The organism is Bacillus sp. AFS037270 (assembly GCF_002585305.1).
The window spans coordinates 182442-197225 of sequence record NZ_NUNF01000032.1; the positions used below are offsets into that span (position 1 = coordinate 182442).

Genomic DNA, 14784 nt, shown 5'->3' on the forward strand with positions numbered 1-14784 from the left:
TTTTGTACAATATAAATAAAAAACCCAAGCCGCTCTAATTGACATGTCGGCTTGGGTTTTTATAAAATTCATTAGTTTTCTAATAAAGACTTGATTCTTAAGGCGAGTCTGAGTTGCAGGGTTGTTTCGGAATCCTTTAAGCTTTTCCCTAGAATCTCCTCGCATTTTTCAATTCGATAAACCACTGTATTGCGATGAACAAACAATCTTTTCGCTGTTTCCGAAATCTGACAGTGTGTTTCTAAAAAGACGGATAATGTTTCTAGTAAGGATTGTTCTTCTTCTATCTTTGTCGCGCTAAAACCGTTGAGGGTGAAGGAATAAAAATTTTTTAAGTCCTCAAGAGGGATCTGCCTCAGTAACTCCATAATGTCTTTTGTATGATAGGTTTGTATATATTCTGTTTTCTTTGAAAGTTTACCTTGTGATAGAGCGTCTGCGGCCTCGGTATAGCCGTCTTTAGTGTGTAAGAAATTCTGACATAAAGTACTTACACCAAAAGAAATCGTATTGCCTAAATATTTAGATACCTTTTCTTGAAGTTGTATTAAGCAGGTCTCCACATAAACAATCGGGGAAAGGTCATGATCTTGAACTTCAAATAACAGGATGCAAGAATCACCTTTCTTGAAAAAGTGAATCTTTTGTGTGTAAGCTGATAATTCGCCTTCAATAAAATCAAAAACATCATCCTCCTTCTCATGGCGCTGAGTGTAAGTAGGGTGGAGGAGATTCCCGTCAATTTTGCCGACTGCACAAATATACATCTGGTTATGATGTAATGAAAATTCCTCAGCTCGGCCAATGATTTCCTCCTGGGAGGCGAAGGTACCGTTTAAAAAGTGTAGAAAGAAGTCATTGCGGATACTTCGATCGTGTTGTTTAAGAGCATTTTCCTTCATTAATGCAAAAGAAATAACATTAGCAGCTTGTTCTATTGTTAAAAGGGTTAATTGATCATTTCTTTCTATTTCTCCGATAATCATTAGAAATCCGTTTTTCTTTTCACTGATGTTGACGGGGAATAAGGTACAATTTTGTTTTGTGGATAAGAAAGAAAAAGTAATCGGAAATGAACTGGCTGCAGGAATCGAAATCCCGTCAAATAATGAAGAAAAGTCCATGTTCATGATTGGCTGGGAAATAGGTTTGAAATGCTGGTCGATTAATTGAACTGGCCGCTTGATCATGTGGGATAAATCCTGAAGTAAGGATTGGACTCCTTTTCCCTGCATAATGATATTTGTGAATTGCTTATGGGTTTCGAGCACTAATTTTAACTCCGCAGCTCTTTTATCAAGGATCGTATGAAAGGTTAGATTTACGATTTGTCCAAGAGAGAGATCTAAGGGAAGTTCTATGATTGGTAAGGATAACTCATTAGCAAGGGAAATCACTTCATCTGGGATTTTGTCTAAGAAACGTTTAGTCTTGATGCCCAAACCTGCGCAGCTTTGTTCAGACATTGCTTTTACTAGTTCGGATAGCAGGTGAGGGTGATCTTTGAGATGATAAGCGGTGGTGATTAGAAATTCGTTTTGATTTAAAAATTGAATGATATCAGGTGCATCCATCATATTGACTGATTCCACTTCGTTCTCTTTTCCGGACTCTCCTGCAATGATTTGCATTCCTTCTAAATGAGGAATGGTCAAAAGTTCATATACTTTCATCGAAAGCACTCCTTATGATAGAAAATATAACACTTGAAGTTATGTAATTGGTTTTTATTGTAACAAACTTTTTAGTTATTTTGCATAAAAGATTTAGAAAATTTTTACGAATTAGCTAATGTAGTTCATTTGTTCTGATTGTAAACTATTATTATAACTATATATGTTATTAAATGTAACATTTGAAGGGGAGAAGAAGATGGCCATTCAAGTAAACAAACAGTTTTTAGATAAAGACCAGGTTGGAAACATGATTGAATGGCTTGCTGCATTTGGGCAAACCGAACATGGAGGAGTAACAAGACTTTTGTATTCACGTCCTTGGCTGGAGGCACAGCACGCATTAAAAAATAAAATGGACCAAATGAAATTACAAACGCATTTTGACAGTGTTGGAAATTTATTTGGAAGAATGCCAGGAACGGATACAAGCGAGAAAACCATTCTGACAGGCTCGCATATTGATACTGTCGTAGACGGAGGCAAATATGATGGGGCATATGGTATTATTGCTAGCTTTGTAGCTGTCTTAAGGTTATTTGAAACATATGGATACCCCAAAAAATCCATTGAGGTTGTCTCTTTATGTGAAGAGGAGGGAAGTCGTTTCCCGTTAACCTTTTGGGGATCAAGGAATATTTGTGGGGAATATACTCTTGACCGAGTAAAGGATATAAAGGATGCTGAGGGTATAGAATTTTTAGATGCCATGAAATTTGCTGGCTTTCATCCACATGCCTATACATCCCCAGTTCGGGGAGATATCGAAAGTTTTATTGAGATTCATATCGAACAAGGAATGGTTTTGGAAAAAAATCAGAACCAGGTTGGGATTGTCAGCCATATTGTCGGACAACGCCGCTATACCATCAGTATTAAAGGAGAAAGTAACCACGCTGGTACAACACCCATGCAGTATCGGAAGGATGCGGTGACGGCTGCATCCCGGTTGATTTCTTTTTTAACTGAAAAAACAAACGAAGTGCACTCAGGATTGGTCGCAACGGTTGGCAGGCTGCAGGTTAAACCTAATGTTCCAAATGTAGTGGCTGGTGAGGTGGAGTTCAGCTTGGATATTCGACATCATCAGGAAAGTGTCATTGATCAATATTGCGGTGAGATTTTTGCCGAGTTTGAACGAGTTACAAAAAACCAGGAAATGGAACTTTCGATTTCTCAGTGGATGGATGTGAAGCCGGTTCAGATGGACGTACAGATGGGAGAGCTGGCACGAAAAATAGCGAAAAAAAAAAATATCCGTTATCAACCCATAATCAGCGGTGCAGGACATGATGCCCAAGTTTTCGGTGATGTCTGCCCGACCACTTTATTATTTGTACCAAGTCAGCAGGGAATTAGTCATTCCCCAAGTGAATTTACGAGTCTAGATGATTTAGAAGTAGGAATTGATTTATTAACCGAGGTTTTATATAAATTAGCTTATTAAAGGGAGATGGAAGATATGTTATTTTCGGAGTTACATACACCAAAACGGACGATTATGACCCCCGGGCCGGTTGAAGTGGATCCGCGTGTATTACGTGCGATGAGTACACCTATTTTAGGACAATTTGACCCTGCTTTTACAAATATTATGAACGAAGTCATGGAAATGCTCCGCCAGGTTTTTCAAACGAAGAATCGTTGGGCCTTTCCGATTGACGGGACATCACGTTCTGGTAATGAAGCGATTTTATGCAGTATTATTGAACCGGGTGATAAGGTGCTTGTCCCCATTTATGGCAGGTTTGGACATTTATTAGTAGAAATTTGTGAGCGATATGGTGCCGAGGTGCATACGTTGGAATGTCCTTGGGGAGAGGTTTTTGAACCACAAATTGTGATTGCTGAAATCAAGAAAGTTAACCCAAAAATAGTCGCCATTGTTCATGGTGAAACCTCAACGGGGAGAATACAGCCGCTTGCAGAAATCGGTAAGGCTTGCCGAGAACGTGATATTTTGTTCGTGGTCGATGCGGTTGCCTCTATTGGGGGAGTGGAAGTCAAAACGGATGATTGGTACATTGACGGTTTAATTGGCGGTACACAAAAGTGCTTATCCGTTCCTTCTGGGATGGCGCCCATCACGTATAATGACCGGATTGAAACTATTTTGTTTGCTCGTAAAAAAGTCGAGCGCGGGATTGCGACGGAAGAAGATTTGCGTTTTACCCGCAGTAAACATGCGATTAGCAGCAATTATTTTGATTTAAGTATGCTCCAAGATTATTGGGGTCCTAGAAGACTCAATCATCACACAGAAGCAACTTCGATGATTTATGCTCTACACGAGGGCTTGAGGCTTGTTTTAATAGAAGGGCTTCAGCAGCGATTTGATCGCCATATGCTGCATGAAAAAGCTTTAATTGCTGGACTCGAGGCGATGGGGTTAAGACTATTCGGCGATTCAAAACATAAGCTGCCATGTGTTACTTGTGTTGAAATTCCAAATGGGGTTGATGGTGAATCTGTTCGAAAAATGCTGCTTGATGAATTTAGTATAGAAATAGCCTCCTCATTTGGACCTTTACACGGAAAAATCTGGCGGATTGGGACGATGGGATATAGCTGCCGAAAAGAAAATATCCTTGCAGTATTAGGGGCTTTGGAAGCGGTTTTGATACGTCACGGTGTGAATGTTATTCGCGGAGAAGCATTGCAAGCGGCTCTTGATGAATATAAAGTACCACGTCCAGCAAGCATGGCGGTGGAAAAGTCATCCTAAATTTACCTTCTTGAATAGGGTGATGATACACATACAAGAGAAGCTTCATGAAGATAATACTTTTGTTACAGAAAAACAAAAGGGAGTGTTATCCATGCCATTCGGTGCACATGAAGCAATGGAAGTCCATGAAATATTAACTGAAAAAATAAATATTATTAATCATTTTAATCTGTATGCACAACAAGCGAAAAACCCTCAGTTAAAAGAAATGATTCACCGTCATTTACAGGAAGAGATTAAATCTTATGATGCGATCGTTTCTTATACACATGATTACCAAAATTTCACTCCTATGTCGCCTAATACGAATATTGGTTCTGTTAAACCGAATCAAATCCAATATGGACTTGATAATCCAAGTATGTTAGCTCCTGAGTCTAATACAACCTTCAATGATTATGAAATCGCAAGTGCCTTGCTCATCTGTCATAAAAATGGCGCCGCGAATGGAGTAAAAGCTACTTTAGAAATTGCCGACCCAAATCTTCGTCAAGTTCTTTTAAACGGTGCTGTTAATTGTGTAAATCAGGCATATGAAGTATTTTTATTTATGAATCAGCAGGGGCAATATCAAATCCCAACGATGAGGGATCATACTGCGAAAACATATTTACACACTTTTCAACCTGTCAGTGAATCTTTAAAAGCTCAATACGTTGTAAATCCTATTCAAGCTCAGGGCGCTGACCAAGGGAGGATGTTAAATGCGATGGGTGGTACTCAAATGAACCAGCCAACACATGTTTCAAGATCAGGTCAAAATATAATGCCTATGGGTCAAACGATGCAATCTCTTAGCGGTATGGCAGGTAGTGGGAACATGCAACAGCAACAGCCGCAGCATGTTCAAAACCCAATGTATGGTCAGATGTTGGGAAATCAATCCAATATGCAGCAAGGCACTCAGCATTATAATCATTAAGCATTTATTAGTGGACGTGGATAAAACCATGTCCACTTTTGTTCTAGCAATATTTTCAATCTTAGAGCTTTGTCCCATTCCATTTCTCCGCCAGCGAATATGATTAATTAAGGCAGGTGAGAGAGATGTATTTAGTTGGTTTTTATTCGCCAAAGGCAAAATCAGGGGTTACCGAATTGTCTGTTTCAATTTATCATTGGTTAAAAACAAACACTACTTTATCTGTTGCATTCATTTCCTATGGCTCCTTAGAAAGAGAAAACACATCAAATGAACTAATCCATGAATTTTCTAAGTTGTCGGTTACCGAACAAAAGCGGAAAGTGAAACAAATGAAAAAAGCCCATGACATCACCATTTATGATGCTTCGAGTCAGTTATCAGAAGGGGTATTAAAGCTGTTACCGATCGTTGACCGTTTGTTTGTAGTTGGGGAAGAACATAATGAATTTGCGTACAAGCTTCAGCAAATCATCCAATTTGATAAAATCTTTGATAAAAACGTAAAAAGTTTTATTGCTCATTTACGGGGAAATAAAACGTTTATTCTTCAGGAAAATAAGGACAACCATGTGATCGGATTTAATTATTCCAAGCAGGAGACAAATGATATCGGACAAATGATCTATACTGATTATGTAACACATTACTTAAATGAGAAGTTAATTGATAATAATGAAAAGGTCTTTAGAAAGATCAAGAAGATCCCAAAAGAAGATTTATTTAATGGCCTCTATGAACTAGGGATTGATTTCGAGAAGGCTATGCTTTATGAAAGATACGTAAAATTACGAGAACTCATGGGGCAAGCCTACGAAGACGCGCTAGAAGACCTCTTCCCACACTTCATGCACACCCCCTTCCCACAAATTCTAGACAAACTCCAAGCCGAACTCTATGTGATTTCCAAACTCAATTTCTAACTTTCGGTGCCTGTCACCATTAGTACTGCCAGGATGTTAGAATATGTCTTGGCAGTATTTATCTTAAGTAAGAGAATTAATGGAAAATTTGGCTGCAATAGGTTACCATTTGAGTAAGATGCAAATTATATGTAATGTCTCATTACAAAGTTTAACCATCTATTCGACGACGAAGGGTGATATTTATGAAATACAATTTTGATGAAATTGTTAATCGGAGAGGGACTTATTCCATCAAATGGGATGGAGGTGACATGATTAAAAAGATGGGGCTTACGGAAAGGTATGACGAAGAGACCATTCCGTTGTTTACGGCAGATATGGATTTACCTGTACCTCAACCCTTAATAGATGCCTTACATAAGACGGTTGATCATCGAATTTTCGGTTACTCCATTTTTCCGGATGAATATTTTGAAGCCATCCAACATTGGTTTAAAAAGAGACATGATTGGGACATCAAGAAGGAAGAAATTATATATAGCCCTGGTACTGTCCATGCCTTAAACATAGCAGTCAGAGCATTTACTAATCCAGGTGAAGGAATCATTATTCAACGGCCTGTCTATCCTCCGTTTACGGCAGCGATTAAAGCTAACGGCAGGGAACTCCTAAATAATGCTCTTAAATGTGATGAAGAGGGATATTATCATATTGATTTTCCGGATTTTGAGGAAAAAGCTAAAGATGATAACACAAAAATGTTCATTTTATGTAATCCTCATAACCCAACCGGAAGGATATTTACCGAAGAAGAACTACATAAATTATCCGATATTTGTGCCGCCAATAATGTCCTAATTGTTGCGGATGAAATCCATGGAGATTTAATTCGTCAGAATCAAACTTTCCTGCCAATCGCAAAAATAGTAGATAATGCAGACCATATTATCTCGTTTACAGCTATCAACAAAACGTTTAACCTTGCTGGTCTTCACTGTACCAATGTGATTATCTCAAATCCTAAACATCGAAATACGTTCATTCGTGTAATGGGCAACCATTTACCGTCGCCGTTCACCGTATCAGCCTTAATATCCGTCTATCATGATGGTGAAGAATGGCTCGAGCAGTTAAAAGAATATATCGACGGTACAATGGAATGGGCGGTCCAGTTCTTAGCGGAAAGGATGCCGAAAGTAAAAGTGAGAATACCTGAGGGTACTTATATTTTGTGGATGGATTTTAGCGGATATGGCTTAAACCCAGAAGAGGTTCATGACCGTATCTATAATAAAGCGAATGTCATTCTTGAAGACGGAAAACTGTTTGGTGAAGAAGGACTCCACTATCAAAGAATTTGTATTCCATCTCCTCGTCCAATAATCAAAGAAGCATTTGAGAGGATTGCCAGGGAATTTGAAGGTTTAAGTTAAAGCAGCTAAAAAAATTGTCCGATTATAAAGCAAAAAGCAATGCCATAACCCTAGTTAAAGGGAATGAAGTGCACCCCAAAAGTTAGAGTGAAAATCTAACTTTTGGGGTGTTTTTTATGGCTAAATATAGTGAAGAATTTAAATTAATTCATTTAAAAGAATATCAAGAAGGGAAATTGGGATATAAGCAGTTAGCAAAGAAGCATGGTATGAGAGACAGTACACCAATTTTGAGATGGGTAAAAACTTACGAGAAATTCGGGGAAAAAGGATTAAGAAGGAAGAAAAATAGGGTAACTTATTCTGTTCAATTCAAGCTGGATGTATTAAGCTTTATGAAGAAAACAGGTTCTTCAGAAACGGAAACAGCCCTCATTTTGAGTTAACAAATCCTCCTATGATAGCTTCATGGAAGAAAGCTTTTCATGAGGGGGGTGTTGAAGGCCTGAATAAACATAAAGGGCGGCCTCCTATGTCTAATAAAGATAAGAACAAAAGAAACACGGAAGAAAAGGAAATGACGTACGAACAAAAGTTGGAAAGAGAAAACGAACTCCTACGTTTGGAGGTAGAATACTTAAAAAAGTTGCGAGCTTTTCAAATGGATCCGGAGGGCTATCTCGAAAAGCACAAGCAGCGTTATCATTCGAACTCAAAGAAACCTTCAAATTAAAAGATGTGTTACGCATAGTCGGTATTCCGGAATCTTCCTATCACTATCATATAAAAATGATGAAGAAGGAAAATCCAGATAGCGAACTTGAAACTTGTATTCAATCCATTTTTGATGAATATAACGGCAATTACGGTTATCGTCGTATCCAGCTGGAATTGAAAAACCGTGGTACTAAAGTGAATCATAAAAGTGCAACGCATCATGAATAAAATCGGAATCAAAGGAGAAAAGTTCAGAAGAAAATCACGTAAATACAGTTCTTACAAAGGAACTACAGGAACTGTTGCCAAGAACCGCATAAATCGTCGTTTTCACACAAATGTGTGTCATCAAAAATTAACAACGGATATCACAGAATTTAAGTGTTCAAACAGTCTAAAACTGTATCTGAGTCCCATTATGGACATGTTCAACGGTGAAGTCCTTTCGTATGGGATAAGTATGCGCCCGACCTTAGAATCAGCGCTCACCCTGCTGGAGGAAGCTCTTGAAATTGTGAAAGGTCAAAGTACAGAACCACTATACATTCTGATCAAGGCTGGCATTATCAACATAATAAATGGGTAAAAACACTCGAAGAAAACAAGGTGTTCCAGAGTATGTCACGAAAAGGAAACTGTTTAGATAATTCGCCAATGGAAAACTTTTTCGGTTTAATGAAACAAGAGATGTATTACGGAGAAGCACTGTGCTCATATGAGGAATTAAAAAATAGAATAGAAGATTATATCGATTATTATAATAACAAGCGTATAAAGAAAAAATTAGCAGGTATGAGTCCGGTTCAATACCGGGTCCATACCTGCCAATTAGCTGCTTAAATATAAACTCTAACTTTCGAGGGTCACCTCAGAAGGGCATTGCTTTTTCTATTTTAGGTATAAATGTTACTTCTTTTCTGATAACCATTTAGCGACAACGGTCACATCGTCACCTGAAATAACGCCCGCAGGCATTCCGTTTTTACCGTTTTTAATAATATTTTCTATTTCACTTTGGTCATATTTTGAACCAATTTTATTTAAGGCAGGGCCGGCTCCACCTTGTAATTGATCCCCATGGCAAGTAATACAGTTTTCCCCTACAATATCCTCTGCATTTCCTGAAGCCGAGGCCGTTACGCTTCCTTTTGCAGAAACAGGCTGCGACTGTTTAGGACCTTCGTAAACGAATAGTAAAAATACTAGGCATACGGCCAGAATTATATTAAATCCAGTTATCATATATGTTTTTTTCATATGAATCCCCTACTTATTTAGTTTTAGAAAAAAGAATGCCAATTAAAAACAATCGACCAAACAAAGGTGTTGATTAATAAACCTACGATGAAAAGAGTCCATTGGTTTTTCTTGTCTTCCCAGCATGCGACAATGAGGGCCAGACCCACTGGAATACCGATAAAGGCTAGCCAGGGAAATGCATCGAAAGTTTTAACGCAGTAGATGCCTAAGCTCGCTGTTAACAGTAAAGATAATACGAGTTCACTTAAGAAAGATAATTCAGTTTTTATATGAGTGGTCATGATTTTTCTCCTAATCAAGAAAGTTATTTGATTTTTCGGAATAATTAATTTTGAACATTTTGTGACAAAAAAATTGTCTTTTTTAAATTTATTATCGTATACTAGTAATTGTTTTTTAGGGCAACGAAATAAATTATACAAGTTTTTAATCTATTTAAAAAGGGGTGTTCAGAAATTTATTATGGAACAGGCCAATATTCAACAGGATCAAGAACAACTCCTGATAGCACATCTAACCGAATTAAGGAAGCGCCTCATTATCGTACTAGTAATTTTAACTGTTTCCTTAATAGCAGGATTTATGGCCTCTCCAACAATTTTACAATTTATTAAATCACAGCCATCCGCAGTTAGAATTGAATGGAATGTGTTTGGATTCGCAGATGGAATTGCTATTTATTTTAAATGTGCGCTTGTTGTGGCCTTATTAATATCCTTGCCAGCTGCTTTGCACCAAACTTGGTTGTTTGTAAAGCCAGGATTAACCGATGAGGAAAAAAAGGGTGTATTTGTTTTCATCCCGATCACGTTTTTCTTATTTATTTTGGGAGTATCGTTTAGCTATTTTGTGTTATTCCCGATGATGATTCAATTCTTATCATCAATTAACCAATCCATTGGCGCTACAGAAACGTATGGAATCAATCAATATTTTAAGATGATGTTTGGCATTATTCTACCTGTCAGTCTCATGTTTGAATTACCTGTTATCATTGTATTTCTAACGAAGATTGGTTTGGTTAATCCACAGTTTTTACGAAAGATTAGAAAAGCAGCCTACTTTGTCCTGGTACTATTGGCAATCACGATCACGCCTCCTGATTTTATCTCAGATTTTATATTTAGCGTGCCATTACTGATTCTCTATGAGGTTAGTATTCTATGTTCCAAGTGGATATATAAGAAAAACAGAGGATGAAGTGAAAATGTCATCTATTAAATTAGATCGATCTAGTAAATCGTAAGACACGTTCAGAGTTGGAGCTTCAAGCCATTAACGAACAGATATTTTTTAAAGGGGGAATTGTTTTGTTAAGTTCAATCGGTGTTCCAGGACTTATTATCATTTTAGTATTAGCTTTAATTTTATTTGGTCCATCTAAATTACCTCAACTTGGAAAAGCTGTTGGGGATACACTTCGTGAATTCAAGAAGTCAACTAGAGAGATCGTTGACGATGTGAAAGAACCATTTGAAGTGGACAGTAAAAAGGAGAAGCAAAAATAATTTTTTTGCTTTTTAATTAGATCGATCTATTAGATCGATCTAATTATCAGAAGTTAATCAATTTTTTTCACTTTATTTAATGAAATGGGGGGTTTTCTGTGTCAAATGACGAGAAAAAATCAAATGGGGTTCAGGACAAAACAAGACGAACCTTTATGAAAAATTCAGGATTAACAGTCGGCGGTTTGATTGTTGGTGGAGCTGTCGGAAGTCTATTCGGAATGAAACCATCCTCTAAAGCGGAGCCAGCGTCAGCCCCGGTCCAAGAGATGGCAGCTAATCCAAATGAAGCACTGATGTTTTTTAATCAAAATCAATATCAGACAACGGCAGCCGCGGCTGAACGGATTTTTCCGAAAAATGAAACGGGACCAGGAGCAAAGGACTTAAATGTTGCGATATATATTGACCATCAGCTTGCCAGTCCATGGGGAGTTAATGCGAAGGATTACATGATGGGACCATTTAAAACACCAGATGAAAAACAAGGCGCACAATTACGGATTCTCCGTAAGGATTTATTCCTATTAGGCTTAAATGGATTAGATGAGTATAGTAATAAAAAATATAAAAAGAAATTCACTGAATTAGAAGCAAAAGAACAGGATGATATATTAGTAGATTTTGAGAGTGGAAAGGCTGGTCTTTCTGGTGTTTCGACCACCGCTTTTTTCAAAATGCTTCGTACGTTAACCATTGAAGGTGCTTATGCAGATCCAATGTATGGTGGCAATAAAGACATGTTAGGTTGGAAAATGCGGAAATATCCAGGCGCTCAAATGGGATATACCAAAGAAATACAAAGTGATAAATTCGTAGAAATGACTCCACACAGTTTACATGACCATATGGGTCATTGATGAAAGAAAGGAATGACGATAAATGGCTACAAAACTTCCTAAAGTGCCAGTAGTAATAGTTGGCATGGGTTGGGCAGGCGGAATAATCGCCTCGGAATTAACAAAAGCTGGCGTAAAAGTTGTTGGAATTGAACGAGGAAAAGATCGAACAACAAGCGATTATTTAATGGGACATGATGAACTCCGTTATCAGCATCGGACGGAATTGATGCAGGACTTATCAAAAGAAACGATTACTTCACGTAATAATAAAAACATGACAGCACTTCCGATGCGCAGTTACGGGACTTTTATTGTCGGAGACGGTGTTGGCGGCGCTGGCAGTCACTGGAACGGCCAAACGTATCGTTTCTTGCCATATGATTTTGAAATTAAGACATTAACCGAAAAAAAATATGGTCCTAATAAAGTGAAGCCTGAGTATCTCATTCAAGACTGGGGTATCACGTACGACGAGATTGAACCCTATTACGATAAATTTGAAAAAATGGCAGGTATTTCAGGTGAGACCGTTGAGAAATATGGAAAGCGGACAAACCCATATCCAACTGGTCCAATGCTTAAAACACCTATTATGAAGGAATTTGAAAAGGTAACAAAAAAACTTGGCTACAGCCCTTATGTCATTCCTTCTTCTAATCTATCAGAGTCGTATAAAAATCCTGATGGCATTCAACGTGGTGCCTGTCAATATTGCGCCTACTGTGAAAACTTCGGTTGTGAATATGGCGCAAAAGCAGATCCAGCCGTAACCGTTATCCCTGTTGCCAAACAAACTGGGAACCTTGATTTAAGAACACATTCAAATGTTATTCGGATCTTAAACGATGGGAAAAAAGCTACGGGTGTTCTTTATGTGAATACCATCACTGGTGAAGAATTTGAGCAGCCTGCTGAAGTAGTCGTTGTAGCAAGCTACGTTTTTAATAATGTAAGATTGTTATTGAATTCGGGTCTTGGGAAGCCATATAATCCGGAAACAGGTAAAGGTGTAGTTGGTAAAAACTATTGCTATCAAGTGACGGGAGGAGCCACTACCTTATTCTTTAATGATAAAGAATTTAACTTGTATGGTGGGGCTGGAGCACTAGGAATGGAGATTCCTGATTTCTCAGGGGATAATTTTGACCATACAAATGAAAACTTCATTCATGGAGGCTGTGTTCGTGTAACTCAATATGGAAACCGTCCAATTGCGAATAATACCGTTCCAAAAGGAACTCCTGCATGGGGGGATGAATTTAAGAAACAATCAATTAAATATGCAAACAGCACCTTCCCTGTCAAGGTACAAGCAGCCAGTATGCCGCACAAAGACAATTATCTTGATCTAGATCCTACATATAAAGACGCATATGGTATGCCTTTATTACGGATGACTTATGACTATACAGAACAAGATAAAGAAATGGTCAAATATATGGCAAAAATCACGAAAAAAATTGCCAAAGAGTTCGGCGCTGATATTATGGAAACATCTGAAGAACAGGCGCCTTTTAACGTAAATAAAGATACCAATACGCATAATACAGGGGGAGTTATCATGGGGACAAATCCTGAAACTTCTGCCGTTAATACGTATTTACAAATGTGGGATGCGGAAAATGTATTTGTTGCTGGTTCTTCTGCATTTCCTCATAACAGTAATTTCAATCCAACAGGTACATTAGGTGCTCTATCTTATCGTGCAGCTGAAGGTATTTTAAAATATATTAAACAAGGTGGATTGCTCGTTTAATTCATAAAAAATCAATACCTGTTCCTTTAATGGGGCAGGTAATTTTTTTGTTTCGACGGATTCATATATAATTAAAACAAGTAAGTATTTTTAGGGTGGTTATATGAAACAAAAAAATCGTTTGAGAGTCACATTAAAAGATGTCGCTGAACATGCGGGTGTTTCTCGCGCAACGGCTTCGCTTATCGTGAGGAATAGTCCGAATGTTTCTGAAAAGACACGAAAAAAAGTGTTAGAATCGATGGATGAACTAGGGTATGTATACGACCGTGTTGCGGCTAATCTACGTTCAAAGCGCTCGTCCACAGTAGGTGTAATCTTTACTGATATCGCCAATACATATTTTTCTGATTTGTTAAAAGGAGTAAGTACGACGTTAGAAGCTGAAGGGTATACCGTGCTATTAGGGACTACCTTTGATTCAGAGGAAAAACAGGTTCGCCTTCTCTCCACCATGCTAGAACATCGCGTAGACGGGATTATTTTATGTCCTGTTTCAGGAAGTTCAAAGGAACCGATTGAAAAAATAATTAAGTTGGATATCCCCATTGTTCATGCTGTAAGGGAAATTGCGGATGTCGAGTGTGATTACGTCGGGATTGATTATTTAATCGGGTCACAATTGGCTGTAAATCACTTAATTAACAACGGACATCAACGTATCGCCTTTGTTGGCGGCCGCAGGGAATCCACTGCCAGGCAGCAAAGAGTAGAAGGATTAAAACAGGCGTTTCAATCAGCGGGTATAGAAGTGGAACCTTCGATGCTCATTAGTACAGCCCCCACAAGAGATGGCGGGGCATTAGGTGTTAAGGAGCTGTTCAAACTAGGCTCACAGCCAACGGCAATCTTTTGTTTTAATGATATAGTCGCGCTTGGGGTTATGGAAGGATTAAGGGAGTTAGATATTGTACCTGGAAAGGATATAGCGGTTGTTGGTTTTGATGATATACCTGAAGCTAGTATAACTAATCCACCCTTAACGACTGTATCGTCACGTGCCAATCAAATTGGTTCGAATGCTGCCAGCCTTTTACATAAGAGAATTTTGGAAATTGATCGCCCCAAGGAACATATTATTTTACATCCGGAACTAGTTATTCGAGACTCTACTTTTGAGCTTAGGCAGTAGAGATTTT

At 38.2% G+C, this 14784-nt stretch carries 18 protein-coding genes; 15 read left to right on the plus strand and 3 right to left on the minus strand.

Translation table 11 applies throughout. The annotated features are described in order from the left end of the window. Positions 1-71: 71 nt before the first annotated feature. Positions 72-1673: a PucR family transcriptional regulator gene (locus tag COD92_RS16595; protein WP_098533808.1), complete on the minus strand. Its 1602-nt coding sequence runs from the start codon at positions 1671-1673 to the stop codon at positions 72-74. Positions 1674-1872: 199 nt separating this feature from the next. On the opposite strand from COD92_RS16595, the gene allC reads away from it, so the two are divergent. The 10 genes from allC (at position 1873) to COD92_RS16645 (ending at position 9119) form a co-directional block, all read left to right on the plus strand. Next, positions 1873-3120 (plus strand): allantoate deiminase, encoded by a 1248-nt coding sequence (gene allC / locus COD92_RS16600; protein ID WP_098533806.1) that lies wholly within the window; start codon positions 1873-1875, stop codon positions 3118-3120. A gap of 15 nt (positions 3121-3135) precedes the next feature. Then, positions 3136-4398, plus strand: a complete 1263-nt coding sequence (locus COD92_RS16605) for a pyridoxal-phosphate-dependent aminotransferase family protein (protein ID WP_098533805.1) — start codon at positions 3136-3138, stop codon at positions 4396-4398. A 94-nt stretch (positions 4399-4492) separates the two neighbouring features. After that, positions 4493-5323 carry a spore coat protein gene (locus COD92_RS16610; protein ID WP_098533803.1) on the plus strand — a complete coding sequence of 277 codons (831 nt, stop codon included), beginning with the start codon at positions 4493-4495 and terminating at the stop codon, positions 5321-5323. 125 nt (positions 5324-5448) lie between these two features. Continuing rightward, positions 5449-6246: a hypothetical protein gene (locus COD92_RS16615; protein ID WP_098533801.1), complete on the plus strand. Its 798-nt coding sequence runs from the start codon at positions 5449-5451 to the stop codon at positions 6244-6246. A gap of 185 nt (positions 6247-6431) precedes the next feature. Beyond that, positions 6432-7622, plus strand: coding sequence for a MalY/PatB family protein (locus COD92_RS16620; RefSeq protein WP_098533799.1), 1191 nt, complete (start codon positions 6432-6434; stop codon positions 7620-7622). Positions 7623-7738: 116 nt separating this feature from the next. Further along, the gene (locus COD92_RS16625) at positions 7739-8008 is read left to right on the plus strand and encodes a transposase (protein WP_098533797.1); all 270 of its coding nucleotides are present in this window, start codon (positions 7739-7741) and stop codon (positions 8006-8008) included. Between the two features lie 86 nt (positions 8009-8094). Continuing rightward, positions 8095-8295 (plus strand): hypothetical protein, encoded by a 201-nt coding sequence (locus COD92_RS16630; protein ID WP_141561114.1) that lies wholly within the window; start codon positions 8095-8097, stop codon positions 8293-8295. 5 nt (positions 8296-8300) lie between these two features. Further along, complete coding sequence (locus COD92_RS16635; protein WP_141561115.1) at positions 8301-8507, plus strand: IS3 family transposase; 207 nt, start codon at positions 8301-8303, stop codon at positions 8505-8507. Next, complete coding sequence (locus tag COD92_RS16640; protein WP_098533790.1) at positions 8500-8865, plus strand: hypothetical protein; 366 nt, start codon at positions 8500-8502, stop codon at positions 8863-8865. Before COD92_RS16635 ends, COD92_RS16640 begins: the two co-directional genes overlap by 8 nt. A gap of 32 nt (positions 8866-8897) precedes the next feature. Further along, on the plus strand, positions 8898-9119 hold the full coding sequence (locus tag COD92_RS16645) for an IS3 family transposase (RefSeq protein WP_176541475.1): 222 nt from the start codon (positions 8898-8900) through the stop codon (positions 9117-9119). A 66-nt stretch (positions 9120-9185) separates the two neighbouring features. Here COD92_RS16645 and COD92_RS16650 read toward each other — a convergent pair whose 3' ends face one another. Both COD92_RS16650 and COD92_RS16655 read right to left on the minus strand, forming a co-directional pair. Then, on the minus strand, positions 9186-9536 hold the full coding sequence (locus COD92_RS16650; RefSeq protein ID WP_098533786.1) for a c-type cytochrome: 351 nt from the start codon (positions 9534-9536) through the stop codon (positions 9186-9188). 23 nt (positions 9537-9559) lie between these two features. Further along, a complete protein-coding gene (locus COD92_RS16655; RefSeq protein WP_098533784.1) occupies positions 9560-9820 on the minus strand; it encodes a hypothetical protein in 261 nt (86 codons plus the stop codon). 181 nt (positions 9821-10001) lie between these two features. Between COD92_RS16655 and tatC the strand changes: the two genes are divergently transcribed. The 5 genes from tatC to COD92_RS16680 all read left to right on the plus strand — a co-directional run bounded on the left by tatC (position 10002) and on the right by COD92_RS16680 (position 14777). Beyond that, a complete protein-coding gene (gene tatC / locus COD92_RS16660; protein ID WP_255286860.1) occupies positions 10002-10739 on the plus strand; it encodes a twin-arginine translocase subunit TatC in 738 nt (245 codons plus the stop codon). 110 nt (positions 10740-10849) lie between these two features. Then, the gene (tatA, locus tag COD92_RS16665) at positions 10850-11047 is read left to right on the plus strand and encodes a twin-arginine translocase TatA/TatE family subunit (protein WP_098533782.1); all 198 of its coding nucleotides are present in this window, start codon (positions 10850-10852) and stop codon (positions 11045-11047) included. A 98-nt stretch (positions 11048-11145) separates the two neighbouring features. Beyond that, positions 11146-11907 (plus strand): gluconate 2-dehydrogenase subunit 3 family protein, encoded by a 762-nt coding sequence (locus tag COD92_RS16670; protein WP_255286859.1) that lies wholly within the window; start codon positions 11146-11148, stop codon positions 11905-11907. Positions 11908-11929: 22 nt separating this feature from the next. Continuing rightward, the gene (locus tag COD92_RS16675) at positions 11930-13645 is read left to right on the plus strand and encodes a GMC family oxidoreductase (protein WP_098533780.1); all 1716 of its coding nucleotides are present in this window, start codon (positions 11930-11932) and stop codon (positions 13643-13645) included. A 103-nt stretch (positions 13646-13748) separates the two neighbouring features. Further along, a complete protein-coding gene (locus COD92_RS16680) occupies positions 13749-14777 on the plus strand; it encodes a LacI family DNA-binding transcriptional regulator (protein ID WP_098533778.1) in 1029 nt (342 codons plus the stop codon). Positions 14778-14784: the final 7 nt, after the last annotated feature.

What these genes read in the sequence shown, in the direction of transcription:
- COD92_RS16595 (WP_098533808.1), bottom strand. Translation starts at nt 1,673, where the DNA reads ATGAAAGTATATGAACTTTTGACCATTCCTCATTTAGAAGGAATGCAA.
- allC (WP_098533806.1), top strand. Translation starts at nt 1,873, where the DNA reads ATGGCCATTCAAGTAAACAAACAGTTTTTAGATAAAGACCAGGTTGGA.
- COD92_RS16605 (WP_098533805.1), top strand. Translation starts at nt 3,136, where the DNA reads ATGTTATTTTCGGAGTTACATACACCAAAACGGACGATTATGACCCCC.
- COD92_RS16610 (WP_098533803.1), top strand. Translation starts at nt 4,493, where the DNA reads ATGCCATTCGGTGCACATGAAGCAATGGAAGTCCATGAAATATTAACT.
- COD92_RS16615 (WP_098533801.1), top strand. Translation starts at nt 5,449, where the DNA reads ATGTATTTAGTTGGTTTTTATTCGCCAAAGGCAAAATCAGGGGTTACC.
- COD92_RS16620 (WP_098533799.1), top strand. Translation starts at nt 6,432, where the DNA reads ATGAAATACAATTTTGATGAAATTGTTAATCGGAGAGGGACTTATTCC.
- COD92_RS16625 (WP_098533797.1), top strand. Translation starts at nt 7,739, where the DNA reads ATGGCTAAATATAGTGAAGAATTTAAATTAATTCATTTAAAAGAATAT.
- COD92_RS16630 (WP_141561114.1), top strand. Translation starts at nt 8,095, where the DNA reads ATGTCTAATAAAGATAAGAACAAAAGAAACACGGAAGAAAAGGAAATG.
- COD92_RS16640 (WP_098533790.1), top strand. Translation starts at nt 8,500, where the DNA reads ATGAATAAAATCGGAATCAAAGGAGAAAAGTTCAGAAGAAAATCACGT.
- COD92_RS16645 (WP_176541475.1), top strand. Translation starts at nt 8,898, where the DNA reads ATGTCACGAAAAGGAAACTGTTTAGATAATTCGCCAATGGAAAACTTT.
- COD92_RS16650 (WP_098533786.1), bottom strand. Translation starts at nt 9,536, where the DNA reads ATGAAAAAAACATATATGATAACTGGATTTAATATAATTCTGGCCGTA.
- COD92_RS16655 (WP_098533784.1), bottom strand. Translation starts at nt 9,820, where the DNA reads ATGACCACTCATATAAAAACTGAATTATCTTTCTTAAGTGAACTCGTA.
- tatC (WP_255286860.1), top strand. Translation starts at nt 10,002, where the DNA reads ATGGAACAGGCCAATATTCAACAGGATCAAGAACAACTCCTGATAGCA.
- COD92_RS16675 (WP_098533780.1), top strand. Translation starts at nt 11,930, where the DNA reads ATGGCTACAAAACTTCCTAAAGTGCCAGTAGTAATAGTTGGCATGGGT.
- COD92_RS16680 (WP_098533778.1), top strand. Translation starts at nt 13,749, where the DNA reads ATGAAACAAAAAAATCGTTTGAGAGTCACATTAAAAGATGTCGCTGAA.